The sequence below is a fragment of the Telmatospirillum sp. J64-1 genome, assembly GCF_006980715.1.
In the GTDB taxonomy this organism is placed as follows: Bacteria; Pseudomonadota; Alphaproteobacteria; order Rhodospirillales; family Magnetospirillaceae; genus Oleiliquidispirillum; species Oleiliquidispirillum nitrogeniifigens.
This window is the reverse complement of sequence record NZ_SBHN01000007.1, coordinates 173262-200145: the sequence shown is the minus strand read 5'-3', so window position 1 is coordinate 200145 and position 26884 is coordinate 173262. Positions and strand designations below refer to the sequence as shown.

Annotated in this window: 26 protein-coding genes; 19 read left to right on the top strand and 7 right to left on the bottom strand. The window is 66.5% G+C overall.

What is annotated here, in order from left to right:
• Positions 1-262 precede the first annotated feature (262 nt).
• Positions 263-1249 (bottom strand): MDR family oxidoreductase, encoded by a 987-nt coding sequence (locus EPD66_RS09140; protein ID WP_142848184.1) that lies wholly within the window; start codon positions 1247-1249, stop codon positions 263-265.
• Between the two features lie 258 nt (positions 1250-1507).
• Between EPD66_RS09140 and EPD66_RS09135 the strand changes: the two genes are divergently transcribed.
• Entirely contained in the window at positions 1508-3742 is a 2235-nt protein-coding gene (locus tag EPD66_RS09135; protein ID WP_142848183.1) for a PAS domain-containing protein, read from the top strand.
• 65 nt (positions 3743-3807) lie between these two features.
• On the opposite strand, the gene EPD66_RS09130 is transcribed toward EPD66_RS09135, so the two are convergent.
• Positions 3808-5628, bottom strand: coding sequence for a bifunctional diguanylate cyclase/phosphodiesterase (locus tag EPD66_RS09130; protein WP_142848182.1), 1821 nt, complete (start codon positions 5626-5628; stop codon positions 3808-3810).
• 256 nt (positions 5629-5884) lie between these two features.
• Between EPD66_RS09130 and EPD66_RS09125 the strand changes: the two genes are divergently transcribed.
• The 7 genes from EPD66_RS09125 to EPD66_RS09095 are packed head-to-tail and all read left to right on the top strand — an operon-like array spanning position 5885 to position 11235.
• Positions 5885-6346 (top strand): ATP-binding protein, encoded by a 462-nt coding sequence (locus EPD66_RS09125; RefSeq protein ID WP_142848181.1) that lies wholly within the window; start codon positions 5885-5887, stop codon positions 6344-6346.
• Positions 6343-6675: an STAS domain-containing protein gene (locus EPD66_RS09120; protein WP_142848180.1), complete on the top strand. Its 333-nt coding sequence runs from the start codon at positions 6343-6345 to the stop codon at positions 6673-6675. Before EPD66_RS09125 ends, EPD66_RS09120 begins: the two co-directional genes overlap by 4 nt.
• A gap of 25 nt (positions 6676-6700) precedes the next feature.
• Positions 6701-7480 (top strand): ABC transporter permease, encoded by a 780-nt coding sequence (locus EPD66_RS09115; RefSeq protein WP_142848200.1) that lies wholly within the window; start codon positions 6701-6703, stop codon positions 7478-7480.
• Entirely contained in the window at positions 7477-8289 is an 813-nt protein-coding gene (locus EPD66_RS09110) for an ABC transporter ATP-binding protein (protein ID WP_142848179.1), read from the top strand. Before EPD66_RS09115 ends, EPD66_RS09110 begins: the two co-directional genes overlap by 4 nt.
• Positions 8290-8298: 9 nt before the next feature.
• The gene (locus EPD66_RS09105; RefSeq protein WP_142848178.1) at positions 8299-9279 is read left to right on the top strand and encodes an MlaD family protein; all 981 of its coding nucleotides are present in this window, start codon (positions 8299-8301) and stop codon (positions 9277-9279) included.
• A gap of 28 nt (positions 9280-9307) precedes the next feature.
• Positions 9308-9904 carry an ABC-type transport auxiliary lipoprotein family protein gene (locus EPD66_RS09100; RefSeq protein WP_185961324.1) on the top strand — a complete coding sequence of 199 codons (597 nt, stop codon included), beginning with the start codon at positions 9308-9310 and terminating at the stop codon, positions 9902-9904.
• Positions 9901-11235 carry a class I SAM-dependent RNA methyltransferase gene (locus tag EPD66_RS09095; protein WP_142848176.1) on the top strand — a complete coding sequence of 445 codons (1335 nt, stop codon included), beginning with the start codon at positions 9901-9903 and terminating at the stop codon, positions 11233-11235. Before EPD66_RS09100 ends, EPD66_RS09095 begins: the two co-directional genes overlap by 4 nt.
• Positions 11236-11247: 12 nt before the next feature.
• Here the strand turns inward: EPD66_RS09095 and EPD66_RS09090 are convergent, their stop codons facing one another.
• Positions 11248-11823: a YqgE/AlgH family protein gene (locus tag EPD66_RS09090; protein ID WP_142848175.1), complete on the bottom strand. Its 576-nt coding sequence runs from the start codon at positions 11821-11823 to the stop codon at positions 11248-11250.
• 141 nt (positions 11824-11964) lie between these two features.
• On the opposite strand from EPD66_RS09090, the gene EPD66_RS09085 reads away from it, so the two are divergent.
• A complete protein-coding gene (locus tag EPD66_RS09085) occupies positions 11965-14058 on the top strand; it encodes a protein-disulfide reductase DsbD (RefSeq protein ID WP_142848174.1) in 2094 nt (697 codons plus the stop codon).
• Between the two features lie 55 nt (positions 14059-14113).
• A complete protein-coding gene (locus tag EPD66_RS09080) occupies positions 14114-14599 on the top strand; it encodes a peroxiredoxin (protein ID WP_142848173.1) in 486 nt (161 codons plus the stop codon).
• A 222-nt stretch (positions 14600-14821) separates the two neighbouring features.
• Here the strand turns inward: EPD66_RS09080 and mutY are convergent, their stop codons facing one another.
• Positions 14822-15916, bottom strand: a complete 1095-nt coding sequence (mutY, locus tag EPD66_RS09075) for an A/G-specific adenine glycosylase (RefSeq protein ID WP_142848172.1) — start codon at positions 15914-15916, stop codon at positions 14822-14824.
• 27 nt (positions 15917-15943) lie between these two features.
• Between mutY and EPD66_RS09070 the strand changes: the two genes are divergently transcribed.
• From EPD66_RS09070 to EPD66_RS09035, 8 genes are all read left to right on the top strand, one after another.
• Positions 15944-16441, top strand: a complete 498-nt coding sequence (locus tag EPD66_RS09070; protein ID WP_142848171.1) for a DUF721 domain-containing protein — start codon at positions 15944-15946, stop codon at positions 16439-16441.
• 71 nt (positions 16442-16512) lie between these two features.
• Positions 16513-17169, top strand: a complete 657-nt coding sequence (locus EPD66_RS09065) for a DsbA family protein (RefSeq protein WP_221930932.1) — start codon at positions 16513-16515, stop codon at positions 17167-17169.
• Between the two features lie 39 nt (positions 17170-17208).
• Positions 17209-20697 carry a chromosome segregation protein SMC gene (gene smc / locus EPD66_RS09060; RefSeq protein ID WP_142848170.1) on the top strand — a complete coding sequence of 1163 codons (3489 nt, stop codon included), beginning with the start codon at positions 17209-17211 and terminating at the stop codon, positions 20695-20697.
• A 278-nt stretch (positions 20698-20975) separates the two neighbouring features.
• Entirely contained in the window at positions 20976-21206 is a 231-nt protein-coding gene (locus EPD66_RS24805; protein ID WP_370511874.1) for an AtpZ/AtpI family protein, read from the top strand.
• Between the two features lie 13 nt (positions 21207-21219).
• Entirely contained in the window at positions 21220-21939 is a 720-nt protein-coding gene (locus EPD66_RS09050; RefSeq protein WP_142848168.1) for a F0F1 ATP synthase subunit A, read from the top strand.
• 56 nt (positions 21940-21995) lie between these two features.
• On the top strand, positions 21996-22220 hold the full coding sequence (locus tag EPD66_RS09045) for a F0F1 ATP synthase subunit C (protein ID WP_142848167.1): 225 nt from the start codon (positions 21996-21998) through the stop codon (positions 22218-22220).
• 86 nt (positions 22221-22306) lie between these two features.
• On the top strand, positions 22307-22792 hold the full coding sequence (locus tag EPD66_RS09040) for a F0F1 ATP synthase subunit B' (protein ID WP_142848166.1): 486 nt from the start codon (positions 22307-22309) through the stop codon (positions 22790-22792).
• A 4-nt stretch (positions 22793-22796) separates the two neighbouring features.
• On the top strand, positions 22797-23339 hold the full coding sequence (locus EPD66_RS09035; RefSeq protein ID WP_142848165.1) for a F0F1 ATP synthase subunit B: 543 nt from the start codon (positions 22797-22799) through the stop codon (positions 23337-23339).
• 203 nt (positions 23340-23542) lie between these two features.
• On the opposite strand, the gene EPD66_RS09030 is transcribed toward EPD66_RS09035, so the two are convergent.
• On the bottom strand, positions 23543-23710 hold the full coding sequence (locus EPD66_RS09030) for a DUF2934 domain-containing protein (protein WP_142848164.1): 168 nt from the start codon (positions 23708-23710) through the stop codon (positions 23543-23545).
• A 52-nt stretch (positions 23711-23762) separates the two neighbouring features.
• A complete protein-coding gene (locus EPD66_RS09025) occupies positions 23763-25160 on the bottom strand; it encodes an FAD-binding oxidoreductase (RefSeq protein WP_142848163.1) in 1398 nt (465 codons plus the stop codon).
• Between the two features lie 131 nt (positions 25161-25291).
• Here EPD66_RS09025 and EPD66_RS09020 point away from each other — a divergent pair, with 131 nt between their 5' ends.
• Positions 25292-25474, top strand: a complete 183-nt coding sequence (locus EPD66_RS09020) for a DUF1328 domain-containing protein (protein ID WP_142848162.1) — start codon at positions 25292-25294, stop codon at positions 25472-25474.
• 70 nt (positions 25475-25544) lie between these two features.
• Here the strand turns inward: EPD66_RS09020 and EPD66_RS09015 are convergent, their stop codons facing one another.
• On the bottom strand, positions 25545-26879 hold the full coding sequence (locus EPD66_RS09015) for an RsmB/NOP family class I SAM-dependent RNA methyltransferase (protein WP_142848161.1): 1335 nt from the start codon (positions 26877-26879) through the stop codon (positions 25545-25547).
• Positions 26880-26884: the final 5 nt, after the last annotated feature.

Below are 26884 nucleotides of genomic sequence, written 5' to 3'. Positions count from 1 at the left end.
TCGGCCCAGCCTAACTGACCAATCCGCTTGCGTGCCATGACGGCCTCTCCTGTTGATCGAACAGGCCGCTATCGAATCACAATCATGCCTTCCGTGCAAAGGTCTCCAGCATGAGGTTTTTCTTGTTGAAATAAAATGAGATTAGCCTCGTCCTGAGGAGCCGCATTAGCGGCGTCTCGAAGGGCGAGGCGGGCCAAAGGCATGTCAGTCTTCAAAGTTGCAGGATACCGGAGCCGAAGGCCCCGGTATCCTGCACGGGGTCTCAACGGTTGACGTCGATGACCTTGCGGCCCTGGACCTCGCCGCGCAGGATGGCCCCCGCCAGTTCCGGCAGGTCGGCCAGCCCGGCTTCGCTGGTCATGGCGTCCAGCTTGTCCATCGGCAGGTCGCGGGTCAGGCGTTCCCAGGCGTCCTTGCGCTCGTTCATGGGGCACATCACCGAATCGATGCCCAGCAGATTGACGCCGCGCAGCAGGAAGGGCAGCACGGTGCCGTTCAGGCTGTTACCCCCCGCCAGTCCCACCGCCGCCACGCTGCCGCGGTATTTCATCTGCGACAGGACGGTGGTCAGGGTCGTGCCGCCGACCGAATCGACGCAGCCGGCCCAGCGTTCGGCATCCAGCGGCTTCTTGTTGCCCTCCGAAAAGACCGCGCGGTCCAGGATCTCCGCCGCGCCCAGTTCGCGCAGATAGGCATGGGTCGAGGCTCGGCCGGTCGAGGCGACGACGCGATAGCCCAGTTTCGCAAGCACCGCCACCGCCACCGAACCGACGCCGCCCGCCGCACCCGTCACCAGCACCTCGCCGGAATCGGGGGTGATGCCGTGGCGCTCGAGGGCGTTCACCGCCAGCATGGCGGTGAAGCCTGCGGTGCCGATGGCCATGGCGCGCTTGCAGGTCAGGCCCTGGGGCAGCTTGACCAGCCAGTCGCCCTTGACGCGGGCCTTCTGCGAGAAGCCGCCCCAATGGGTTTCGCCCACCCGCCAGCCGGTCAGCACCACCTCGTCGCCGGGGGCGAAGCCGGGATGGCCGCTGCTTTCCACCACGCCGGAGAAGTCGATTCCCGGCACATGGGGATAGGAGCGCACAAGGCGGCCCAGGCCGCTGACGATCATGCCGTCCTTGTAATTGATGGTGGAGTATTTGACCGCCACCGTGACGTCGCCTTGCGGTAACGCGGTGTCGTCAAGTTGTTTGAGGGCAGCCGAGACCTTGCCGTCCGCTTCGTCGAGAACCAGAGCCTTGAACATCGTTCTTCCCTATTTTTCTTGGATGCAGGACAAGGTGAGGCTATGGCGCGAGGTAGCTGTTGTCAAACGAGGGAATGTTTCAGAAAGTGATATGACTATTATGGTTATGTGATCCCGCCCTATGGCTTATACCTTCCTTTGAAAATTTTGTTGTCGGGGCGTTTCTGCAATTATGCACCGGTTCTGGTCGGCAACTTTGCGGATAAGGACTGCTGCTGCATCAATCGACGGAGGTGTCGCGATTTTGAAGGCGCGTGAATGAAGCCCAAGGACGAATTTCCGGAGATCGTGCCCCCGGCGTTTTCCCAGGATGTGCCCTCCGCCGACTTCCTGGCGGGTGGAGGCGAGATGGGGGCGCTGATGCGGGCCTACGACTGGTCCACCTCTCCTCTGGGACGACCGGAGACTTGGCCGCAATCCCTGCGCACGGCGGTCAGCATCATCCTGAATTCCGGCCATCCGATGTTCATCGCCTGGGGGCGGGAGTTGACCTTCCTGTTCAACGACGCCTATCGCCCGATCCTGGGAGCCAAGCATCCCGGGGCGCTGGGGCAGCCGTTCCAGGAACTGTGGTCGGATATCTGGGACGACATCCTGCCCTATGTCGTGCGGGCCCTGGCGGGCGAGGCCACCTGGCTCGAGGACCGGAAACTGGTCATGCAGCGCCATGGCTATACCGAGAACACCTATTTCAGCTTCTCCTACAGCCCCATCCGCAACGAGAGCGGACGCGTGGCGGGCATCTTCTGCGCCTGTATCGAGACGACGCAGACGGTGCTGACGACCAGGCGGCTACAGACCACCGAGACGGCCCTGCGTCAGGCCAACCAGGCCCTTCAGGCCGAGCGGGAAGCGGTCAAGGCGACCAACCGCCAATTGCTGGCCGAGACGGAGCATCTGCGCCGCCTGTTCGAGCAGGCGCCGATCTTCCTGGCCATCGTGCGCGGTCCCGACCATGTCTTCGAACTGGCCAATGGCTCCTATCTCCAACTGGTCGGCCATCGTGACGTCATCGGCAAGACGGTACGCGAAGCCTTGCCCGAGATCGAAGGGCAGGGATTCTTCGAACTGCTCGACCATGTGAGCCAAACGGCCAAGGCCGTCGTCGGCCGTGCCCAATCGGTGCTGTTGAAGAGAGGGGCGAACGCGCCGACCGAGGAGCGCTTTCTCGACTTCGTCTATCAGCCGATCCTGGATGGCGACAGCCAGGTGATCGGCATTTTCATCGCCGGGTCGGATGTGACCGAGCGGGTGGAGGCGGAAAACGCCCTGCGCCGCTTCAACGTGACCCTGGAGGAACAGGTCGAACTGCGCACCCGGGAATTGCAGCAGGCCGAGGAAGCCCTGCGCCAGTCCCAGAAGATGGAGGCGGTGGGGCAGTTGACGGGCGGCATCGCCCACGACTTCAACAATCTGCTGCAGGGCATCGTGGGCTCGCTGAACTTGGCGGAGAAGCGGCTGTCGGTCGGGCGCCATGACGAGATCGGGCGCTTCCTGCAGACCGCCATGGCCTCGGCCAACCGGGCGGTGGCGCTGACGCATCGCCTGCTGGCGTTCTCGCGCCGCCAGCCGCTGGACCCCAGGCCGGTGGAGGCCAACCAGCTGATCGCCTCGATGGAGGACCTGCTGCGCCGGACCCTGGGCGAGACCATCGAGCTGGACCTGGCGCTGGATGACGGCCTGTGGCTGACGCTGTGCGATCCCAACCAGCTGGAAAGCGCCATCCTGAACCTGGTGATCAATGCCCGCGATGCGATGCCCGATGGCGGGCAGCTGACCATCGAGACCGGCAACGCCCAGCTCGACGACGCCTTCGCCGCCCGTCAGCGCGAGGTCAAGCCGGGGGAATATGTCTGCCTCTGCGTGACCGATACCGGGACCGGGATGACGCCGGACGTCATGGCCCGGGCCTTCGATCCCTTCTTCACCACCAAGCCGATCGGCCAGGGTACCGGCCTGGGCCTGTCGATGATCTACGGCTTCGCCCGCCAGTCGGAAGGCTATGCCAAGATCTACAGCGAGGTCGGCCGGGGCACCACGGTCAAGCTCTACCTCCCCCGCTGCCGCGATGGGGCCGAGCCCGAGGAGGCTTCCTCCGGCCTGGACGGGGCGCAGAAGGCCGAAGAGGGCGAGGTGGTGCTGGTGGTCGAGGACGAGGCCGTCGTTCGGGCGCTGATCGTCGAGGTGCTGAACGAGCTGGGCTATTGCGCCCTGGAAGCCGGGGACGGGCCGTCGGGGCTGGAAATCCTGCAATCCCCGGTGCGCGTGGACCTGCTGGTCACCGATATCGGTCTGCCGGGACTGAACGGCCGCCAGATGGCCGATGCCGCCCGCGAAACCCGCCGCGATCTGAAGGTGCTGTTCATGACCGGCTATGCCGAGACCGCCGCCGTTGCCAGCGGCTTTCTGGAGCCGGGGATGGAACTGATCACCAAGCCCTTCGCCATGGACGTCCTGGCGGCACGGATCCGGGAGATGATCGAGCGCGGATAGGAGAAGCGCGGGACAGTCGGCCCGGTGGACCTCCTTAGCATGGGGCGGGCCCGGCGCTTGTCCTGCTAGGTGATCGGCGACACCGCGCAGATATGGTCCGGCGAGTATTTGGCGCCTTTCTTGGCGTCGGCGATCAGCTGGCTGATCTGGTCGCTGGAGCAGGGCTGGCGGCCGACGGGCAGGTCCAGCAGGGCGGCGCTGACGCCCAGCAGCGGGAAGCGGCGCAGGTTGCCTTCGCGGTCTGTGGCGGTCATGTAGCCGTTCCGGCGCGCTTCGTCGTCGTAGAAGCTTTCCACATCGTTGGCGAAGGTGGCGATGACCTGGACGACCTTGTTCTGCGCTTCGGCGAAGGGAATGCCCTGGAAGCCGGCGAAGAAATCGTCGCCGCCGACATGGGCGACGAAGCAGCCTTCGCCGCCCAGGGTCTTCTTCAGGATCTCGGCGAAGAGCAGGATCGCCCGGTCGCCGAGGCGGAAGCCGTATTTGTCGTTGAACGGCTTGAAGTTGTCGAAGTCGAAATAGGCCAGCACGCCATGGGTCTGGGGCGCGGCCAGCAATTCCGAGACATATTCATGGATCAGGCTGTTGCCCGGCAGCTTGGTCAGCGGGTTCTGGTCCCGGGCGCTGGCGACATTCTTTTCGTTGATCACGTTGAGCAGCGAGCGGGCGGACATGAAGCCCACATAGCGCCGGTCCTCGACGATGATCACGCCCTCGGATTCGGGATTGGCCGAGAAGGTTTCCAGGATCTTTTCGGCCTTGGTATTGATGTCGGCGCTGGGGCAGGGGGTCAGGAACTGGTTGAGCTTGCGCCCCATGGTGCGGTTGGCGATCAGTTCCTTGCCGTAGAGGGAATAGGTGTAGTCCTTGAGGTCGCGCTCGTGGACGATGCCGACCGGCTCGCCGCTGGCATCGACCACCGGAAAGAAGGTCCAACTCTTGTCATGGCGGAAGCGTTCGAAGACCTTCAGCATGTCGGCGTCGAGCGAGATCGGCTCGATCACCTGGATCTGCTCGTTGATGATCTTCTGGTCCGAGGTCTTGGTGCGCCTTTCGCTGCGGCTTAGGGATTCGATATGGACGTAGCGGCTTTTCAGCTCGGCGATGTCGGACACCGGCGGCTGCACCAGGAAGCCCTGGATCAGGTCGCAGCCCACTGCCTTGCAGGCCAGGTATTCCCGTTCGCTTTCCACGCCTTCGGCGATGACCACCACGCCCAGCAGATGGGCCAGGTTGACCACATGGCTGATGAACAGCTTCTTCTTTGAATCGTCGGGCAGGGTCGCGATGAAGAAGCGGTCGAGCTTCAGGAAATCGGGCGTGGAGAAATACAGCTGCGACAAGCCCGATAGGCCGGTGCCGAAATCGTCCAACGACAGCTTGAATTCCTGGTTGCTCAGCCAGTCGCCCTTGGCCATGCCGTTGGGTAGGGGCTGGCGTTCGGAAACGTCCAGGATCAGGCTGGTGGCGGGGAAGCGCACCGCTTCGAGCTGACGGCGCAGCCGATCCATCACGGGCGGCACGACGGCACGCAGGTCGATGTTGAGGAACAGCTTGTAGGTCTGGAAATCCTTGTGTTTGGAAAAGCGCGCCACCGCCTTTTCCTGCAGGGCCATTTCCACTTCGATTAGCTGGCCGGCCTCGGCGGCGGCTTCGAAAAAGGCGTGGGTGGACGGAAAACCAATCTGCTCGACCCCCCGCAACAGGGCCTCGAAGCCATGGACTGCGCCGTTATGGATGTTGACCACCGGCTGGAAAGCGTAATCCAGCTTCTCGACCAGAGCCAGAAGACCGTCCTCGGCATCTGGCGTAGGGGAGCTGTCGGGGGTGAGAGCAACCGGGCGCGGGGCTAACCCAAACAGTGTCGCAATCGTCGAGATCGGCATATGGACAATCCCTGTCGCCAGGAGACAACTTTCTGTTTGATGTGCGGGGACTGTTCTGTCAACGCCGCTTAGGGCCAGTCATCAAATCTTCATCGCTCGTTTACGCTGTTCGGGGGGAAGGGCATAGTGAAAACTTGATGCTGCGGCGCAAGGGCGGTTGCGAGATCTTGGAAGCCGCTTTACCTGGAATTGCCGTAAGGCCCGCGCTATTTCTTCTCGGACGGATCGGCTGGAGCATGGGCGAGGAAAAGCGGATATGAAGAGCGACGGGGAAGCCTCGGCCACGCGACTGTTGCATCTTCGCTTCCGCGCCCTGCCGGAACAGCTCAAACCGGTGCGCGACGCGATCGGTGCGGCCCTGTGCGGTGCCGGTTGCGACTTCGCGGTGGTGGGCGACGTCAAGCTTGCGGTCTGCGAGGCATGCCAGAACATCATCCGCCATGCCTATTGCGGCGAGGAAGGGGACGTGGTGCTGGAAATCGCCTGGGAACCGCCGGGCGCCGCCGCGGAAAAAGGGCGGCTGGTGGTGATGCTGACCGATTTCGCCCCGCCGGTGGACACGGCCAGCATCTGCCCGCGCGCGCTGGAAGATTTGCGGCCGGGCGGGTTGGGCACCCATATCATCCGGGCGGTCATGGACGAAGTGGCCTTCCTGCCTCCGCCCGAAGGGGCCGGCAACGTGTTGAAGATGGTCAAGGAGGTCGGAACGCCCTCATGAATCTGGATATCTCCCACAAGGGCAATGTCGTTGTCCTGTCCCTGTCGGGCGAAGTGGACATGCAGCACGCCCCAAGCCTGCGCAAGCAGTTGCTGAGCGCCCTTGAGGAACGCCGGGACGTGTTGGTGGACATGGGCGCGGTGGACTACATCGATTCCTCGGGCATCGCCAGCCTGGTCGAGGCCTATCAGGCGGCGCGCCGCAACGGCACTCGCTTCGCGCTGGCCGCCGTCAGCGACGCCTCGATGCGGGTTCTGCAACTGGCCCGGCTGGACAAGGTCTTCACCATTCATCCTTCCGTCGAGACGGGCTTGCAGGCGGGGGTCTGAGAACTTGCTGACCCAGACCGTGCGCATGCTCGGCCGCTTGGGCGAGACCGTGGTCAAGGGCGTGGCCGAAATGGGCTTCGCCGCCGTCCTGCTGGGCGAGGCGTTGTTCTGGCTGGCGATGGGGCGGCGGCGCGAGCAGCCGGTGCGCCTTGCCCCCATCGTCGCGGAAATGACCGAGATCGGCCTGCGCGCCTTGCCCATCGTCACAGTGCTGGCGGTGACCATCGGCATCATGCTGGCGATCCAGGGCATCTATACCCTGCGCATGTTCGGCGCCGAATCCCAGGTGGTGCCGGGGATCGCCTTCTCGGTGGTGCGGGAATTCGCGCCGCTGATCACCGGCATTCTGGTGGCAGGGCGGTCCGGTTCGGCCCTGGCCGCGAGGCTGGGCACCATGCGCATCAACCAGGAAGTGGATGCCCTGCAGGTCATGGGCATCAGCCCGGTGCGCTTCCTGGTGGTGCCGCCGCTGGTCGCCATGCTGGTCATGGTGCCGTCGCTTTCCCTGTGGTCGATCCTGGTGGCCCTCGGCGGCGCCGGGGTCTATGTCAGCTCGACGCTGGACATGACCTTCGCCGCCTATGCCCGGCAATGCCTCGAGATGCTGACCCTGGGCGACCTCGCCCACGGCATGGGCAAGAGCTTCATCTTCGCCGTGCTCATCACCCTGGTCGGGGTGGTCAACGGCGCTTCCGTCTCGGGCGGGGCGGAAGGGGTGGGGCGCATGACTACACGCTCGGTGGTCCAGGCCATCAGCGCCATCGTCATCACCGACATGATCTTCGTCTTCCTGGTGACGCGATGAACGGCGTGGACCGGACATCCTCCCGCGTGGCCATCGAGGTGCGCGACCTCGTCACCCATTACGGCGAGCGCAAGATCCTGAAAGGCGTCTCCTTCGACATCCTGGAAGGCGAGATCCTGGTGATCATGGGCGGATCGGGCTCGGGCAAGAGCACCTTGCTCAACCATCTGCTGGGGCTGCTGCGCCCCACCAGCGGCGCCATCCGCCTGCTGGGCGTGGACATCACCAAGGCCCCGCCGCGCGAGATGCAGGCCCTGCGGCGCAAGATGGGCGTGGCCTTCCAGGGCGGCGCGCTGTTCAGTTCCATGTCGGTGGGCGACAACATCATGCTGCCCCTGCGCGAGCATACGCGGCTGGACCGCAAGACCATGGAGATCATGGCCCGCCTGAAGATGGAAGTGGTCGACCTGGCGGGGTTCGAGAATCTGATGCCGGCGGAATTGTCGGGCGGCATGATCAAGCGGGCGGCGCTGGCGCGGGCCATCGTCATGGACCCCAAGCTGCTGTTCTGCGACGAGCCTTCGGCGGGACTCGACCCGGTGGTGGCGTCTTCCATCGACGACCTGATCCTGCGCTTGCGCGATGCCATGGGCATGACCATCGTGGTGGTAACCCATGAACTGGAAAGCGCCTTCAAGATCGCCGACCGCATCCTGGTCCTGGACAAGGGCGAGATCATCGGCCTGGGCAGCGTGGACGAAATTCGCAACAGTGCCAGCGAGCGCATCCAGAACCTGCTTCATCGCCGTACCGAGGAAGTCGAATTGGACGCCGACGCCTATCTGCGGCGTCTCACCGGGGAAGAGTAAAGGGATCGCATGAAGGACAGCCGGATCAATTATGTGGCCGTGGGCGCATTCGTGCTGGCCATGGTGGCGGCGCTGGTGGTGGCGGTGGCGCTGCTGGCGGGGCGGACCGGCCCGACCGAGACCTATTACGCCAATTTCAACAATGTCTCGGGCGTCCGTCCGGGCACCGCCGTCATGTTCGAGGGCTATCCCATCGGCCAGGTCGAGCGGATCGAGCCCTTCACCGAGAATGGCCGGGTGCGTTTCCGCCTTGCCTTGGCGGTGACGCGCGACTGGCGCATCCCCGAGGACAGCCGCGCCAATATCGCCGCCTCGGGCCTGCTGTCGGCGGTGGCCGTGGACATCCGCGGCGGTGCGGCGCCGGAGATCCTGCCGCCGGGTTCGGTCATCCCCAGCAGCGGCGGCGGCAACCTGTTCGCCGTGATGAGCGAGGTGGCCACCCAGGTGGGCGACCTGACCGAGGGCAATCTGCGTCCGCTGCTCGCCACGCTGGAACGTTCCATCGCCAATGTCAGCGCGATCCTGGAAGAACAGGCGCCCGACCTTCTGGGCAATCTGGTCGCCGTGGCGGCCGATCTGGCGACCAAGACGCCCCAGATCACCGACAATGTGCGCAACTTCTCCAACGACCTGAACCAGGTGCTGACCGAGGAGAACAGGGGCCGCATCGACCAGACGCTGGCCAACATGGCGTCCTTCTCGGGCAACATGGAACAGCTTGGCGGACAATTGGCGACGACCGGCGAGCAGGTGGACCAGTTGATCGCCTCGCTGAACGCGCTGATCGAGACCAATTCCCCGGTGGTGACCCAAAGCGTGCGCGACCTCGCCTATACCCTGCAGCGCGTGTCCAGCGATATCGACACCATCACCGGCAACCTGGAAAGCACCAGCCGCAACATGAGCGAGTTCAGCCGCGAGATCCGCCAGAATCCGGCGCGGGTCTTCGGGGGTGACCGGGGCGGCGTGGGACAGGGACCGGCCCGGTGAGGTCTTCATGAGGAAGGGAGGGAGGAAAGTGAACCGTTCTGCCGCTTTCGCCGTGCTGGCCGTCGCCGCCCTGGTGGCTTGCGCCCCCGTCGCCGCGCCGCCGCCCGAGACCTTCTATCGCCTCGCCCCGGTGTCGACGGAACAGAGCCATGCGCGTCCGCCCTTGCGCGGCGTGATCGAGGTGGGCAGTTTCTCGGGCGACGGCTTGACCGGCCAGCGTTCCCTGGTCTATGCCGAGAGCGACCGGCCCGGCGAATTGCGCCTCTATTCCTACCATATGTGGGCACAGCCGCCGGGCGAGATGCTGCGCGAGCGGCTGGTCGAGGCCCTGCGTGCCGCCAATCTGGCCGAAACGGTGGTGACGCCCGCCCTGCGCGCGCAGCCCGATTTCATCCTGCTTGGTCACGTCAAGCGTTTCGAACAGATCGGCCCTGGTGCGGTGGCGGAGGTAGAGTTCTCCCTGACCAATCGCGACGGAGATGTGATGCTTGTGAAAACCTACGAGGCCACCCATCAGGCGGCGGACCTTACGGCTTCGGCGGCGGTGGCCGCCATGGACCAGGCGGTGGCGGAGATCGTGACGCGCCTGCTGGCCGATCTGGCCGCCCTGGGCCACGGCGCATGAAACCGTCCCGACGCGGCCGGTCCGGTGGGGGCGGCGGCCGCCATCATCGCGCCAACCCTCCCGCGCAGCGCGTTGTCGAACTGGTGATCGAGGAGATCGGCGGGCGGGGGGACGGCATCGCCCATCTGGACGGCGACACCGTCTTCGTCCCCTATACGGTTCCCGGCGACCATGTTCTGGCGCGGATCGAATCGAAGCGCGGCGACGCCCTGGTCGCCACGCCGGTGGAGGTGCTGGCGGTCGGCGCCCAGCGGGCCCTGGCGCCTTGCAGCCATTACGGCATCTGCGGGGGCTGTTCGCTGCAGCATCTGGACGCCGAGGCCTATCGCGCCTGGAAGAGTACCCAATTGACACAGGCCCTGGCGCGCCAGGGATTGGGCGAGGTGGCAACTTCGCCGCTGATCGCCGTCTCGCCCGGCACGCGGCGGCGGGCCACCTTCGGCTTCCTGCATCGCCGGGGCGGCCTGTTGCTGGGCTTCAACGCCCGGACCAGCCATATGCTGGTGGGTTTGGAGGAATGCCATCTGCTGGCACCGGCCCTGGCCGACTTCCTGCCCGGCCTGCGCGACATCCTGCGCCGCGTCATCCCCGAAGGCGGCAAGGGCGACGTCACCGTGACCGCCGCCGAGAACGGCCTGGACGTGGTGGTGGACAGCCGCCTCGACCTCGATCTCGCGGCCCGCGAAGCCTTGGCCGAGGCTGCCGGGAAATACGATTTGGCCCGGCTATCCTGGCGTCAGCCCGGCAGCGGCTTCGCCGAGCCGGTGGCCGCACGCCGTCCGCCGCTGGTCAGCTTCGCGGGCATTCCCGTCAGTCCGCCGCCCGGCGCCTTCCTTCAACCGTCGAAGGCGGGCGAGGACGCCATCGCCAGCCTGGTGGTCGACGCCTTGGGTGAGGCGCGCATGGTCGCCGATCTCTATTCCGGCTGCGGCAGCTTCACCTTTCCCATTGCGACCCGGGCGGCGGTCCATGCGGTGGAGGGGGACGAGGCCCTGATCGCAGCCTTGCAGATGGCGGCCGACCGCGCCGGGCCGAAGCTGCGCGTGACCTCCGAGGCCCGCGATTTGGCGCGCCGTCCGCTGTTGGCCCCGGAACTGAAGCGTTTCGACGCTATCGTCTTCGACCCGCCGCGCGCCGGTGCCGCCGCCCAGGTCGAGATTCTGGCCGAGGCAGGGCCGCCGGTGCTAGTGGGCGTCTCCTGCAACCCGGCGACCCTGGCCCGTGACGCGCGGATGCTGGTGGATGGCGGCTACCGCCTGGACTCCGTCACGCCCATCGACCAGTTCCCCTGGTCGGCGCATCTGGAGGCGGTGGCGGTTTTCAGGCGGTGAGGCTACTTCAAATCAAGCATGCCCGGCTTCGCCCGACAGCATCGGGGGCTCGATACCCAGACGGCCGAGGGCCTGTTCCCATTTGATGTCGAGATTGGGGCCGAACAGCACTTCCTCGTCCGCCGGGGCGTTGAGCCAGACATTCTCGCGGATTTCGGTGTCGAGCTGGCCGGGGCTCCAGCCGGCATAGCCCAGGGCCAGCATGGAATGGCGCGGGCCGCGCCCTTCGGCGATGGCTTTCAGCACATCCACCGTCGCGGTCAGGGCGACGCGGTTGTCCACCATCAGGGTGGTGTCCTGGACGTAATCGGTGGAATGCAGCACGAAGCCGCGTCCGGCCTCCACCGGGCCGCCGAAATGGACGCGGATCTGTTCGCAGAGCGGCGTCGGCTCGATTCCCAGCTGCTCCAGCAGGTCGGGGAAGGTCAGCGCGTCGAGCATCCTGTTGACCACCAGGCCCATGGCGCCCTCTGCGCTATGAGCGCAAAGATAGACGACACTGCGCGTGAACCGCGGATCTTGCATCTGCGGCATCGCGATGAGGAGTTGTCCGGCCAGATAACCGGTGGAGGAGTGGTGCATTGCCATGCAAGGTGAGATATGCCGCTTGGGCGGGGAAAGCAAGGGCCGCACCCCCACCCTCTATCGGGGAAGGAGGGTTGCTCTTGTTGACGGAGCCCCTCCCTTTTTGTTGCAATCGCCCGCGATAACTGATTGGTCCTTCTCTCCATGCGCTGGTTGAAGATCTTTTCCGCTCTTTTCGTCCTGTCCCTCTGGGCCGGTCAGCCCGCGCTTGCGGTGCCCGCTTCCGAGTGGGCGCGCAACGACCAGGGCGCCTTGCGCCTTTTGTCGGCGAACGAGACGACGGGGCAGGGAGCCGCCGCCCCCCATTCCTTGCGCCTGGGCCTGCATTTCGACCTGAAGCCGGGCTGGAAGGTGTATTGGCGCTCGCCCGGCGATGCCGGTTATCCGCCCTCCATCGACTGGACCGGCTCGGACAATGTCGCCTCTTCCGAGATCAGGTGGCCCGCGCCGGAGCGTTTCGAGATCCTCGGCCTGCAAAGCATGGGCTATGAGGGCGAGGTGGTCCTGCCGGTCGACGTGCGGGTCGAGCGGCCCGGTGATCCGTTGCGCCTGCGCGCCAAGGTCGATTATCTGGTCTGCGAAACCCTGTGCATCCCGCATACGGAAGAGCTGGCCCTCGACCTTCCCTCCGGCCCGACCATGCCGTCGGTCTTCCTGCATGAGATCGACCGCTGGGCGGCGCGTGTGCCGGGGGCGCCGGAAGCCGCCGGGATGGAACTCGTCGAGGCCTCGGCCTGGGGCAGCGGCGACGAGGCCCACCTTTCGGTGACCCTGGCTGCCGAGCCGGGCCTGTCGACGCCGGATTTGTTCGTGGAAGGGCCGGGCTACATGCAGTTCGGCCCGCCCAGGGTGACGCTGGAACAGGGCGGCCGCCGCGCCGTGCTGACCGCCGCCGTCCTGCCGGGCAGCCATGAAGGAAGGCTGGACGGCCAGACGCTGACCCTGACCGTGGTGGACGGCAATCGTGGCATGGAAGTGCAGGCGACGCCCCGGGCCGCTGCGCCGCCCGGCACCGATTGGGCTGCCTTGGGCGGCATCCTGGGGCTGGCGCTGCTGGGCGGGCTGATCCTCAACCTCATGCCCTGCGTGCTGCCGGTCCTGTCGCTGAAGGTGCTGTCAGTCATCGGACATGGCGGGGCGGAACGCCGCCAGATCCGCGCCGGCTTCGTCGCCTCGGCGGCGGGCATCCTCGTTTCCTTTCTGGTCCTGGCCGCCGCTGCCGTGGCCGTCAAGGCGGCGGGCATGGCCGTCGGTTGGGGCATCCAGTTCCAACAGCCCCTTTTCCTGATCGCCCTGGTGGTGGTGGTCAGCCTGTTCGCCGCTAATCTGTGGGGCCTGTTCGAGGTGCCTCTGCCGTCCTGGCTGGGCGGGCTGGGCGGCAGCCGGGGCAATCCTCATTCCCTGGCGGGCCATTTCGCCACCGGAGCCTTCGCCACCATCCTGGCGACTCCCTGCACCGCGCCCTTCCTGGGGACCGCCGTCGGTTTCGCCCTGTCGCGCGGTTCGCTCGAGATCATGGCCGTCTTCGCCGCCCTGGGGCTGGGCATGGCTCTGCCCTATCTGGCGGTGGCGGCCTTCCCGGGGCTGGCCCAGCGGCTGCCCCGGCCGGGACGCTGGATGATCACCCTGCGCCGCATCCTGGGCGTGGCCCTGGCCGGTACCGCCTTGTGGCTGTTGTCGGTCCTGGCGGTGCAGGTGGGTATGGCGGGCGCGGCGCTGGTGGCGGGCATGATGGTGCTGGCGCTGCTCATCCTGGGCCTGCGCCGCCGCCTGCCCCGGCCGGCCCGGCCTGCCGCGGGCCTGGCGGTGGCGGGGCTGTCGCTGATGACCTTCGTCATGCCCTTCCAGGCGATTTCGACCACCGGCGAGGAGCGGCTGCCCAGCGGCCACTGGCAGGGCTTCGACCAGGCCGCGATCACCCGGCTGGTGGGCGAGGGCGGCGTGGTCTTCGTGGATGTGACCGCCGATTGGTGCATCACCTGCCAAGTCAATAAACGGGTGGTCCTGGACCGGGGTGACGTGGCGCAGCGGCTGGCGGGTGACGAGGTGACGGCCATGCGTGCCGACTGGACCCGCCCGAGCGACGAGATCGCTGCCTATCTGGCGGGTTTCGGGCGCTACGGCATTCCCTTCAACGTGGTCTATGGTCCCGGCGCCCCCGAGGGAATCGTCCTGCCGGAATTGCTGACCGAGGCCCAGGTCCTCGACGCCCTTGAGCGGGCCGGGACCGGTAATTGACAAGCCTTCGCGCAGCGCCATGTTGCGTGTGAAGAAGCTCAAGGAGAGATATGGGATGATCATTCAGCCGGGCCAGAAGCTGCCCAAGGCCGTCTTGCGCGAGAAAACCGCCGACGGTGTTCAGGACGTGCCGACCGAAAGCCTGTTCGCCGGGCGCAAGATCGTTGTGTTCGGCCTGCCGGGCGCCTTCACCCCGACCTGTTCCTCCAAGCATCTGCCGGGCTTCGTTGAGAAGGCCGACGAGATCAAGGCCAAGGGCGTGGACGAGATCATCTGCCTGTCGGTCAATGACGCCTTCGTCATGGATGCCTGGGGGCGTGAGCGCGAGGTCGGCGGCAAGATCCGCATGCTGGCCGATGGTTCCTGCGATTTCACCGAAAAGGCCGGGCTGGTTTGGGATGCCACCGAAAGGGGCATGGGGCGGCGCTCGAAGCGCTATGCCATGATCGTGGAAGACGGCACCGTCACGCATCTGGTCGTCGACGATCCGGGCAAATTCGAAGGATCGAGCGCCGAGGCGATCCTTCAGGCGCTGGGGTGATCATGCGCCGGTGGAGTCTGGCCGTCGCGGGAGCCGCCCTTCTGGCCGCCTGCTCTCCCCAGGACCGCTTTCCCCATGTTTTTGACGGCAATTGGGATGTCGGCCCGTCGCCATCCCAACGCGCCGAGCCGCCTCCGCCGGTCATTCCCCCGCCCGCGCCGGAGGAACTGCCGCCCCCTGCGCCGATGCCGCGGCGTTAGGGGGCATGGCCCGCCTCGCCCCTCAATACGCCTTCAGCAGGGCGTGTTTGACCACCTTGCGCATCACGGTTGGCAGGGCATGGTCGCCCAGCTTGTCGAGCGGCACCCACAGGCCGCGTGTCAGGGCGGCGGGACCGATCTTGCCGGCGGCGACGACCAGTTCCAGGTGGAAATGGGTGAAGGTATGGCGCACCAGCCCCGGCAGCAGGCGCCATTCGGCCTGGAAGGGGGCTTCGGGCAGGGCGTCTTCCAGGCTCCACTTGTCCTCGCGCCAGGGGGTCGAGGGGATCTCGATCATGCCGCCCAGCAGGCCGACTTCGGGACGGCGGCGCAGCAGCACGGCCCCGTCCTTGCGGGTGGCCCAGAAGGCGATGCCCCGGCGGGTGGGGCGTTCTGGCTTCTCTTCCTTGGCCGGCAGCGCTTCCGCCATGCCCAGTTGCCGCCCCACGCAGGCGGCCATCAGCGGGCAGATGCCGCAGGCGGGATTGCGCGGGGTGCAGATGGTGGCGCCCAGATCCATCACCGCCTGGGCATAGTCGCCCGGCCGTTCCCGGGGCGTCAGGGTGGCGGCATGTTCCTTGATCTGGCGCTTGGCGCGCGGCAGCGGTTCGGTGACGGCGAAGACGCGGGCCATGACCCGCTCCACATTGCCGTCGACGACCACGGCGGGCTTGCCGAAGGCGATGGCGGCGATGGCCGCTGCCGTGTATTCGCCCACGCCCGGCAGCTTGCGCAGGGCTTCCTCGGTGTCGGGAAAGACGCCGCCGCGCCAGGCCGCCACGGTCTGGGCGCATTTATGCAGGTTGCGGGCGCGGGCGTAATAGCCCAGCCCCGCCCAGGCATGCAGCACGTCGTCCAGCGGCGCCTGGGCCAGGTCCATCACGGTGGGCCAGCGCTCGACGAATTTCTGGAAATAGGGGATGACGGCGGCCACGGTGGTCTGCTGGAGCATGACCTCGGACAGCCAGATGCGATAGGGGTCGGCCAGTTCGCCGGGCAAGGCGCGCCAGGGCATGACACGGCGATTGCGGTCATACCAGGACAGCAGGCGCCCGCTCAGATTCTCGGGCCGCAGGGATTGCGGTTCGGGAAGGAATTTCGGATCGTGTTGCGACATGACCTGGAACGTGTCACACAAGGAGCCATGAGCGATAGCCGGAAAAGCGAACGACATGCAAGGGGTCTCGAACATGTTTCGGTCCCCGTCGGCACCGTTGCGGCCCCGGCCGTCTTCCGGCGGGGCTTCAACGCCGCCATGCTGGTGGACTGGCCCAGCATCGTCGGGTCGGCGGTGGCCAGCCACGCCTTGCCCGACCGCATCGCCTTCCCCAAGGGGGAACGCAGCGGCGGCACCCTGCATATCCGGGTGGCCAACGGTAGTTTCGCCACAATCCTCCAGCATTATCAGCCCCAGATCATCGAGCGGGTGAATGCCTGGTTCGGCTATGGCGCCGTGGCGCGGATCGCGATCAATCAAGGACCGCTGCCGCGCCGCCAGCCGCCGCCTCAGCCCAAACCGGCCGTTCCGCCGCCGCCCGAGCGCAAGGCGGTGCTGGAACAGGGGCTGGCGGGCATCGAGGACGAGGAGCTGCGCCAAGCTTTGGCCGCTCTGGGCGAAAGGATTGCTTCCCGCCAGGGCTGATGTATCTCTTGAATTCTTGTCGCCCGCTTGCCGGGCTTCTACACTGCGCGCGACCTGCAAGGAGATTTGACGTGAAGGGTTTGACTGGGTTCAAGGTCGCAGGCGCGGCCGCCGTTGTCGCCGCCGGGCTTGCCGGATGGGCTGCCATCACGCCCGCCGCCGCCCAGACCGCTCAGCCGCAGATGGCTCAGGCCGAGGCTCCGGCGGCCAAGGCGCCCGACCGGGTGCTGGGCAATCCCGATGCGCCGGTCACTATCATCGAGTATTCCTCGCTGACCTGCCCGCATTGCGCCGCCTTCCACCGCGACACGCTGCCGCAGGTCAAGGCGGAATGGATCGATACCGGGCGGGCCAAGCTGGTCTACCGCGACTTCCCGCTCGACGGGCTGGCCCTGGCCGGGGCGATGCTGGCGCATTGCGCGGGGGACAACCGCTATTTCCCCTTCCTGGAAACCCTGTTCCAGACGCAGTCCCAGTGGTCGCGCGCGCCTGAACCGGCGGCGGCCCTGCGCAACGTGGCCCGCCTGGGCGGCATGAGCGAGCAGCAATTCGATTCCTGCCTCCAGGACCAGGAATTGATGACCGCCATCCAGGCCCGCCGCGACATCGGTGCCAGCGAGCATAGCGTCAACTCGACCCCGACCTTCATCATCAACGGCCGCAGGGTGACCGGCGCGTTGCCCTACGATCAGTTCCAGAAGGTGCTGGAGGAAGCGGCGGCCCGCTAAGGGCCGCCCTTCCAATCACGTCCGCGAAGGGGGGCGGGCTTGATCCATTTCACCAGGCTGCGGCTGTCGGGCTTCAAGTCCTTCGTCGAGCCCACCGATCTGGTCGTCGCGCCGGGCACCACCGGCGTCGTCGGGCCCAATGGCTGCGGCAAGTCCAATCTGGTCGAGGCGCTGCGCTGGGTCATGGGCGAGACCTCGGCCAAGCAGATGCGCGGTGGCGACATGGACGACGTCATCTTCGGCGGCACGGCCAGCCGTCCGCCGCGCAATGTCGCCGAGGTGACGGTCCATCTCGACAACCGCTCGCGCACGGCTCCGGCGATCTTCAACGATCACGACGAACTGGAGATCACGCGCCGCATCGAGCGCGGGTCGGGTTCGGTCTACAAGGTCAACGGCAAGGAAGTGCGCGCGCGCGACGTGCAGCTTCTCTTTGCCGATGCCGCCACCGGCGCGCGTTCCACCGCCATGGTCAGCCAGGGCAAGATCGGCGCCCTGATCAACGCCAAGCCCGCCGACCGCCGCGCCCTGCTGGAAGAGGCGGCGGGCATTCGCGGCCTGCATTCCCGCCGCCACGAAGCGCAGCTTCGCCTGAAGGCGACGGAAGAGAACCTGGCGCGCCTGGATGACGTCCTGGTGACCCTGGATGCCCAATTGCAGGGCCTGCGCCGCCAGGCCAAGCAGGCGGCCCGCTATCGCAGTATCTCGGAACAGATCCGCCAGGCGGAAGCGGTGCTGCTGCATCTGCGCTGGGTTGCCGCCTTGGCCGCCCTGGACGAAGCCCGCACCGCCTTGCGCCAGGCCGAGACGGAGGTCGGCGAGTTGACCGGCACCGCCGCCAGCGCCGCCACCGCGCAGGCCGAGGCCTCCGCCGGGCTGCCCGCCTTGCGCCAGGCCGAAGCCGAGGCGGCGGCCAAGGTCCAGCGCCTGATGGTGGCGCGCGAGCAGCTTGACGCCGAGGAAGGCCGTCTCGCCGCCGCCCATGCCGAACAGCAGCGCCGCCTTCAGCAGATCGACTCCGACCTGCACCGCGCCACTTCCCGCGCCGAGGACGCCGCCACCGCCCTGGCCCGGCTGGCCGAGGAACAGGGGCAGATCGAGGATGCCCGCGAGGGCGAAGAGGAAGAGCGGGAGATCGCCGCCGAGAAGCTGGAGGCCCTGGCCGAGGCGGTGGCGGGGCTCGAAGCCGAACTGGCCCGCTTGACCGATGACGTGGCCGCCGCCGAAGCCAAGCGTGCCGCCGCCGTGCGCCAATTGGCCGAGGCCGAGGCCCGTCTCGCCCGGCTGTCGGCCCGACAGGCGGAGATCGAGGCGCAGCGCGATGCCGCCCAAGCCGAAGCAGTGTCCGAGGAGATGCTGGCCGAGGCCGAGATGCGCGTCGAGGCGGCGGCCGAAGCGCTGGAACAGGCGCGCGAGCAGGCCGAGGCCGCCGAACAGGCCAAGCATTCCGCGCAAGGCCTGCGCGATGCCGCCCGCGATGCCTTACAAGCCGAGGCTGCCCAGCGGGCGCGCTTGCGGGCGGAGGAGGGGGTGCTGGCCGATCTGCTGGCCGAGGCGGTGCGTGAGGGCGGCCTGCCGCCTGTCCTTGATGCCCTGACCGTGACGCCGGGGCTGGAAGCCGCTTTGGGTGCTGCGCTGGGCGATGACCTGTCCCATCCCGCCAGCGAGGACGAAGGCCAGCCTCTGCGCTGGATGAGCCTGCCGCCGCTGGCTACCCTGCCGCCCTTGCCCACCGGGGCCGAGCCTTTAGCCGAACACGTCCGGGCGCCCGCGGCCCTGGCCCGGCGCCTGTCACAGATCGGCGTGGTGGCTTCCGTCGCCATCGGGCGGGACCTGCGCCATGACCTTGCCCCCGGCCAGAGGCTGGTCACCCGCGAGGGCGATCTGTGGCGCTGGGACGGCTTCACGGCGGCGGCGGGCGCGCCCTCGGTGGCCGCGACCCGGCTACGGCAGCGCAACCGGCTGGCGGAATTGCGCGCCGAGTTGGAAGAGGCGGAATTCCGCGTGGAGAATGCCGAGGCGCGGGTGGAAGAGGCCTCGGAAGCGGTCGAACTGGCCGCCGAGGCCGAACGTCGCGCACGCGATCAGGTGCGACAGGCCGAATCCGAGACGGCCCAGTCCCGCGACGCTTTGGCGCGTCTGGCCCAGAAAGCCGCCGCCAGCGCCTCGCGCCTGGCCAGCCTGGACGAGGCGGCGGGCAGCCTGGGCACCGATATCGCCGAGGCCCAGGCGCAGGCCGAAGCCGCCCGTGCCCAGGGCGAGGAGGCCGAGGGCTTGCAGGACGGGCGCGAGAGGCTGGCTCTGCGGCGGGCCGATCTGGCCGAGCGCCGGGCCGCGCAGATCGAGGCCCGGGCGGAGCTGGAGCGCCTGACCCGTGCGGGCGAGGAGCGCCGCCGCCGCCTCGACGCCATCGGGCGGGAAATGGCCTCGTGGCGCGACCGTGCCGCCGAAGCGGCCGAGGAACGCGAGGAGTTGGCCCTGCGCCGGGAAGAGGCCATGGGCGAGATGGAGCGCCTTGCGGCCTTGCCCATGGAGATCGCCGACAAGCGCGGCGAATTGATGGACCTGCTGTCGGAGGCCGAGGAGGGACGCGCGCAGGCCGCCGATGCCCTGGCCGCCGCCGAAGCCGTGGTCGCCGAGGCCGACCGCCAGTTGAAGGGCATCGAGAAGCAATTGGCGGCGGCGCGCGAGGAGCGGGTGCGACGCGAGGCCGAGGTCGCGGCCTGTGCCCAGGCCTGCCGTGCCGTGGCGGGCCGGATTTCGGAAAAGCTCGACCGGACGCCCGAGCAATTGCTCGACATGCCCGAGGTGGCGGCGTTGCGCGAGGGCGGTGATGCCCCCGATCCCGACGAACTGGACCGGCGCCTCGCCCGCCTGCTGCGCGAGCGCGAGGCCCTGGGGCCGGTCAACCTGCGGGCCGAGCAGGAAGTGGAGGAACTGGAAGCGCAGATCGCCACGCTCAATGCCGAGCGCGACGACCTGACGGCGGCCATCGCCAAGCTGCGCCATGCCATCAACGAATTGAACCGCGAGGGGCGGGAGCGTCTGCTGGCCTCGTTCCAGGAGGTGGACCGCCATTTCCGCGACCTGTTCGTGCGGCTGTTCGGCGGCGGCCGAGCGCATCTGGCGCTGACGGAATCCGATGATCCGCTGGCGGCGGGCCTGGATATCATGGCCAGCCCGCCGGGCAAGCGGCTGCAGAATTTGTCGCTGCTGTCGGGTGGCGAGCAGGCGCTGACCGCCCTGGCTTTGCTTTTCGGCGTGTTCATGACCAATCCGGCACCCATATGCGTGCTGGACGAAGTGGACGCGCCGCTGGACGATGCGAATGTCGACCGCTTCTGTTCACTGGTCGGCGAAATGGCCCGCCAGGCGCAAACGCGCTTCCTTATTATTACCCATCACCGTATGAGTATGGCCAGGATGGATAGGCTATTCGGCGTGACCATGGCGGAGCGGGGGGTTTCCACTCTGGTTTCCGTGGACCTGAAAGAGGCCGAAAGGTTGAGAGATACGGCTCCCGCATGATCTCGAAAGCTATTTCTACTGGTAATACAAGGACTTGGCATGGGGGTTTTCGGTCTTGACTTGTCGCATGGCTCGACTTATGGTGCCCGCGCTTTTTGGCGCTATCGCGCTCGGATGGGGGGCAAGGCGGCGCTTTTAGTAAAATGACTGATCGCGGCGACTCTCCCCCTCCTTTTGATGATCTTGAGGCCCGGCTGCGTGCTGCACGAAGCCGGGAAGAGTTAGATAGCGGGCGCGGCCCCTCCCGACGGGCCCCATCAAAGGGGATCGGACTTGGCTTGCGGATTGCCGTGGAGCTGGTCGCGGGCGTGTTGGTTGGCGTCGGCATCGGTTACGCCCTTGATGCGTGGCTGGGCACGAGGCCCTGGTTGATGGTGGTGTTTCTGTTCCTAGGCAGTGCTGCCGGTGCGTTGAACGTCTATCGGGCTGTCAAGGGACTGGATGATACCGTCGGCGTGGGACAGGCCCAGGCACGGCAGGACGAGCCTGATCGAAAAAACGGTTCTTAAGAGGGAACGCGCGGTGGCAAACCCGATCGAACAATTTGAAATCCGGCCGCTGGTGCCGATGGAAGTCGCGGGCGTGAACGTGTCGTTCACCAATTCCTCGCTGCTGATGGTTGCCGCGGTGGTCCTGATCACCGTCTTCCTGACCGTGGGGATGCGGCATCGCTCGCTGGTTCCTGGGCGCTGGCAGTCGATGGCGGAGATGTCCTACGAGTTCGTAGCGAATATGCTACGCGACAACGTGGGCAGCGAAGGGCGCAAGTATTTCCCCTTCATCTTCACCCTGTTCATGTTCGTGCTGTTCGGCAACCTGCTGGGCATGATCCCGTTCTCGTTCACCTTCACCAGCCACACGATCGTCACCTTCGCGCTGGCGGCCTTCGTGTTCATCATGGTGACGATCATCGGTTTCGCCCGGCACGGCACCCATTATCTGCGGATGTTCTTCCCGCATGGCGCGCCGCTGGTGACCGCAGTCATCCTGGTTCCGATCGAACTGATCTCCTACCTGTCCCGTCCTTTCAGCCTGGCTGTGCGTCTGTCGGCCAACATGACCGTCGGTCACATCATGCTGAAGGTGGTGGCGGGCTTCGTTCCGATCGGGATCCTGGGTATTCTTCCCCTGGGCTTCCTGGCTGGTATCACGATCCTCGAATTCGGGATCGCCCTGCTGCAAGCCTACGTCTTCACTATTCTGTCCTGCATCTATCTCAACGACGCGATCAATATGCATTGATCGGGTGCAGGGCTTGAATCTGAGTTTAATCCTCTCGTCCACAAAGGAAGTGTGTCATGGAAGCTGATGCTGGAAGATTCATTGGTGCCGGTCTGGCCGCCCTCGGTATGATCGGTGCCGGTATCGGCGTCGGTAACATCTGGTCCAACCTGATCACCGCCGTGGGCCGCAACCCGGCCGCTCGTCAGTCCGTCGAACTGTACGGCTGGATCGGCTTCGCCGTTACCGAAGCTATCGCGCTGTTCGCGCTGGTTATCGCCCTGATCGTGCTTTTCCAGTAAGCACGGGACGCCTCCGGATGACCGGCCCCCGAATGACGGGGCGCCGGTCAGACCGCTTGTAGGAGCCCCCTTCTTCAGGAACGTCCATGCCTCAGTTCGACCCGACCTTTTTCGCGCCTCAGCTGGTCTGGCTGGCGATCACTTTCACCCTCCTGTATCTGCTGATGTCCACGGTCGCTTTGCCGAGGATCGGTGAAGTTCTTGAGGAACGGCAGCGCAAGATTCAGGACAATCTCGACAAGGCACTGGCGCTCAAGACCGAAGCCGAGGCGGCAATCGCCAGCTACGAAAAGGCCCTGGCGGAATCGCGCGCCAAGGCGCAGGAAATGCTGCGCGAGACGCAGGATCGTCTGTCCAAGCAGGCCGAGCAGCGCCAGAAGGAAGTCTCCGCTCGCCTCGCCGAGCAGATCCAAGCCGGCGAAGTCCGCATCCAGGCGGTCAAGGAACAGGCCATGGCCAGCGTCCGCGACGTCGCCCTGGAGATCGCTGAAGCGACGGCCCAGCGCCTGACCGGCCAAGCGCCCGCCCGTGCGAGCCTTGATGCCGCCGTCGCTGGCGCAATGAAGGAGTGAGCTGATGATCTCCGCCGCTATTGCCGCCACTCCCGAACAGGTCACCGACCACGTCGCCTTCTATCAGGCTCCCGAATTCTGGGTGCTGGTGTCTTTCCTGCTGGTCGTCGGTTTCGCCTGGCGTCCGGTCGGCCGGGCCATCGCCAATGCCCTGGACAACCGCGCCGAAGGCATCCGCGCCCGCATCGAGGAAGCCGTGCACCTGCGTGAAGAGGCCCAGGAAATGCTGGCGACCTATCAGCGCAAGCAGCGCGACGCGATGAAGGAAGCCGAAGAGATCGTGGCCCATGCCAAGGCCGAGGCCGAGCGCATCGCCGCCCAGGCCGCCAAGGACCTGGACGCCGCCATGCTGCGCCGTGAGCGTCAGGCCATGGAGCGTATCGCCCAGGCCGAAGCCGCCGCGGCCAAGGAAGTGCGCGACCGCGCCATCGACATCGCCATGGTTGCCACGCGCCAGATCATTGCCCAGAACCTGCCGGCCGACCGTGCCGCGCTTCTGGTGGACGAGGCCATTAAGGACCTGCCGTCGAAGCTGAGCGTGCACTAAGGCACAGTCTTGCGAGGAAAAGCCCCCGCGCCGAAAGGCCGGGGGCTTTTTCTTTTCCGGTTGCTGGTGAAGAGGGGGCGGGGAGTTCGCCCTGCATCGGCCCGGAGCCTCGGGCTCCTGGACCAGCTTTTCCCAGCCGTTATGGCCCCGCTTCCGGGCAGGGACGCATCAGCCAATGCCCTTCGCAGCTTGGCGTGACGGCCTCAACTCGGTTGCCGGGCAGGCTGGCCTTCGTCGATCTGGCGTTCCGCTTCGAACCAGAATTCGTCATGCCGGTCCGGCGGACGCCCGGCTTTCTCCCACAATTCATAGGCGCGACGGCGCACCTGTTCATTGCGGTAGACCTGATCGTCGGGGGTACCCTCGTTCATGCGCTTCTCCCTCGTCCTTACGGGAAGAACGAGCGAGAAGCGCCGGAGGTTCCTAGCCCTCGATCACCTTGCCGGGATTGAGGATGCCTTTGGGGTCGAGGGCGGCCTTGACGGCACGCATCACGTCCACCGCCTCGCCCAGTTCCTCGCGCAGATACTCCATCTTGCCCAGGCCGATGCCGTGCTCGCCGGTGCAGGTGCCGTCCATGGCGATGGCGCGCTGTGTCAGGCGGTGGGAGAAGGCCTTCACGGCCTCGATTTCCGCCTTGTTCTCCGGATCGACCATCAAGGCGACATGGAAGTTGCCGTCACCCACATGGCCGACGATGGCCGCCGGGACGGGAACGTCCTTCAGGTCTTCCCGGGTTTCCAGAATGCATTGGGCGAGGCGCGAGATCGGCACGCAGACATCGGTGCTCATGCCCTTCGAGCCGGGGCGCAGGGCCAGCGAGGCGTAGAGGGCGTCATGGCGCGCCTGCCACATCCGTGAGCGGTCTTCGGCCTTGCTGGCCCAGCTGAATGCGGTGCCTCCGAAATCCTCGGCGATGGACTGGGCCATGACCGCCTGCTCCTCCACGCCCTGTGCCGTGCCGTGGAATTCGAAGAACAGCGTGGGCTGTTCGGGATAGTCCAGCTTGGAATAGCGATTGACGGCGCCGACCGTGACTTCGTCCAGCAGCTCGATGCGCGCGACGGGGATGCCGGCCTGGATGGTGGCGATCACCGTGTTGACGGCGTCCTCTAGGCTGGGGAAGGGGCAGGTGGCCGCCGTGATGGCTTCGGGGATGCCGTGCAGCTTTAGCGTTACTTCGGTGATGATGCCGAGCGTTCCTTCCGAGCCGACGAACAGGCGGGTCAGGTCGTAGCCGGCGGCGGATTTGCGGGCGCGGCGCGCGGTGCGGATGATGCGGCCGTCAGCCAGCACCACCGTCAGCCCCAGGACGTTCTCGCGCATGGTGCCGTAGCGGACGGCGTTGGTGCCCGAGGCCCGCGTCGCGGCCATGCCGCCGATCGAGGCGTCGGCGCCGGGATCGATGGGGAAGAACAGGCCGGTATCGCGCAGGAAGTCGTTCAGGCGCTTGCGCGTCACCCCGGCCTGGACGGTCACGTCCATGTCCTCGGGGCGGACCTCCAGGATGGCGTCCATCTGCGAGACGTCGATGCACAGGCCGCCCTTCACTGCCGCGATATGGCCTTCCAGCGAGGTGCCGGTGCCGAAGGGAATGACCGGGACGTCATGCGCTGCGCAAAGCTTGACCAGGGCGGCGACTTCTTCGGTCGAGCGCGCGAAGGCCACGGCGTCGGGCGGGGCGGGCAGGTGATAGGATTCGTCGCGGCCATGCTGTTCGCGCACGGCCGGGGCAGTGGAAAGCCGTTCCCCCAGAATTTCCCTCATCTGGGACAGAAGGTCGTTGGACAAGGCGGTTGGGGGAAGGGAGGGCGCATTCATGTCGGAATCTCCAGCGAAAACCTATCTTTAGGACTAATACTACGACCTCTGGGCCAGCTCCGTCTTGTTGAAACGACGGGAATGGACCGCGAAATCATAGGGAAGACAGGCTCTCTGGACAGGAGGCGTTGATGCTTTATTGGGCCGCCATTTTCCTTGTGGTCGCCCTGGTTGCGGCATTTTTCGGCTTTGCCGGAGTAGCAACCGTTGCGGTTGAGATTGCCCAGATACTCTTCTTCATCTTCCTGGTTCTTTTCGTCGTTGCCCTGTTGTTCGGTTTGTTCAGGGGACGAGGCGGCAAGGGACCAGTATGAACAGCATAAAGCAAGCATGAGCTTTGCCGCCCGCTTCCGGATGGAGGCGGGCGGCATTCTTTCGTCGGGGTCAGGAGGCTTCGGCCTGCCGTTCCAGCACGGCGGCGAAGAAGCCGTCGGTGCCTTGGGCCAGCGGCGACAGGCGCAGCCAGGGACCCGGGAAGGGGCAGGATGTGCCGAGGGTTTCCGTCCAGGCCTGGGGAAGGGGGATTGCGCGGAAATCGGGATGGGCGGCCAGGAAGGCTTCGACCCGTTCCTCGTTCTCGGCGGGCAGGATCGAGCAGGTGGCGTAGACGAGACGCCCGCCCGGCTTCACCAAGCGTTGGGCCGAATCGAGGATGCGGCTTTGCAAGGCCGTCAGGTCGGCCAGCGTTTCCGGCTTCAGGCGCCATTTGGCATCGGGATTGCGCCGCCAGGTGCCGGTGCCGGTGCAGGGCGCATCGACGAGGACACGGTCATAGGATTGGGCGGCGCGCTTGACCCATTTGTCGCTTTCGCTGCTCAGCACGCGGGTCGAGACGTTATGGACGCCCGCCCGGCGCAGGCGTTCCTGGGCGCGGTTGATGCGGCCCTCGCCGACATCGCAGGCGACCAGCCGGCCGCTGTTCTTCATGCTGGCGGCCAGGGCCAGGGTCTTGCCCCCGGCACCGGCGCAGAAATCGACCACGGCATGGCCCGGCGCGGCTCCGGTCAGCAGGGCCACGAGCTGCGAGCCCTCGTCCTGCACTTCCACCAAGCCGTTGCGGAAGGCCTTCAGGCTCATCAGCGAGACGCGCGCGGGAAGCCGCAGGCCCAGCGGCGACAATTTCGTCGGACTGGCCTCGATCCCTTCCGCTGCCAAGGCGGCGATGGCCTGCTCGCGCGTGGCCTTCAGGGTGTTGGCACGCAGATCCAGCGGCGCTTCATCGCGCATCGCCCCCATTTCGGCGGGAATGTTCTCGCCGAACAGCTCGGCCAATAGCGGCTCGATCCATTCCGGATATTCGGCCCGCACCCATCCCGGCATCTCGGCGTGGAACAAGGGCTTGCCGGCCAGCGCCCCCATGAAGCGGCGTTCACCGGGCGCCAGGGGCTCGGGCGCATGGGGACCTTGGGCGAAGAGTTCCTGGATCTCCTCGGGCGTGGCCTTGTCGGTCAGGGCCAAGTCGGCCAGGACGCGCAGGCGTGAGTCGCGGTCCTCCATCGGGCCGCCTGAAGGCGTGCCGACGCGGGCGATCCACCAGTCCAGCCGGGCGCGGCGGCGCAGCACACCATAGACCCGTTCGGAAATGGCGCGGCGATCCTTGGCGCCGACATAGCGGCGCGCGCGGAAAAAGGCCGACACCGTACCGTCGGCCGGACGCGGGTTCTCCGCGATCTCGGCCAACAATTCGATGGCGGCCTGCAGGCGGGCGGCAGGTGTCACCCTCG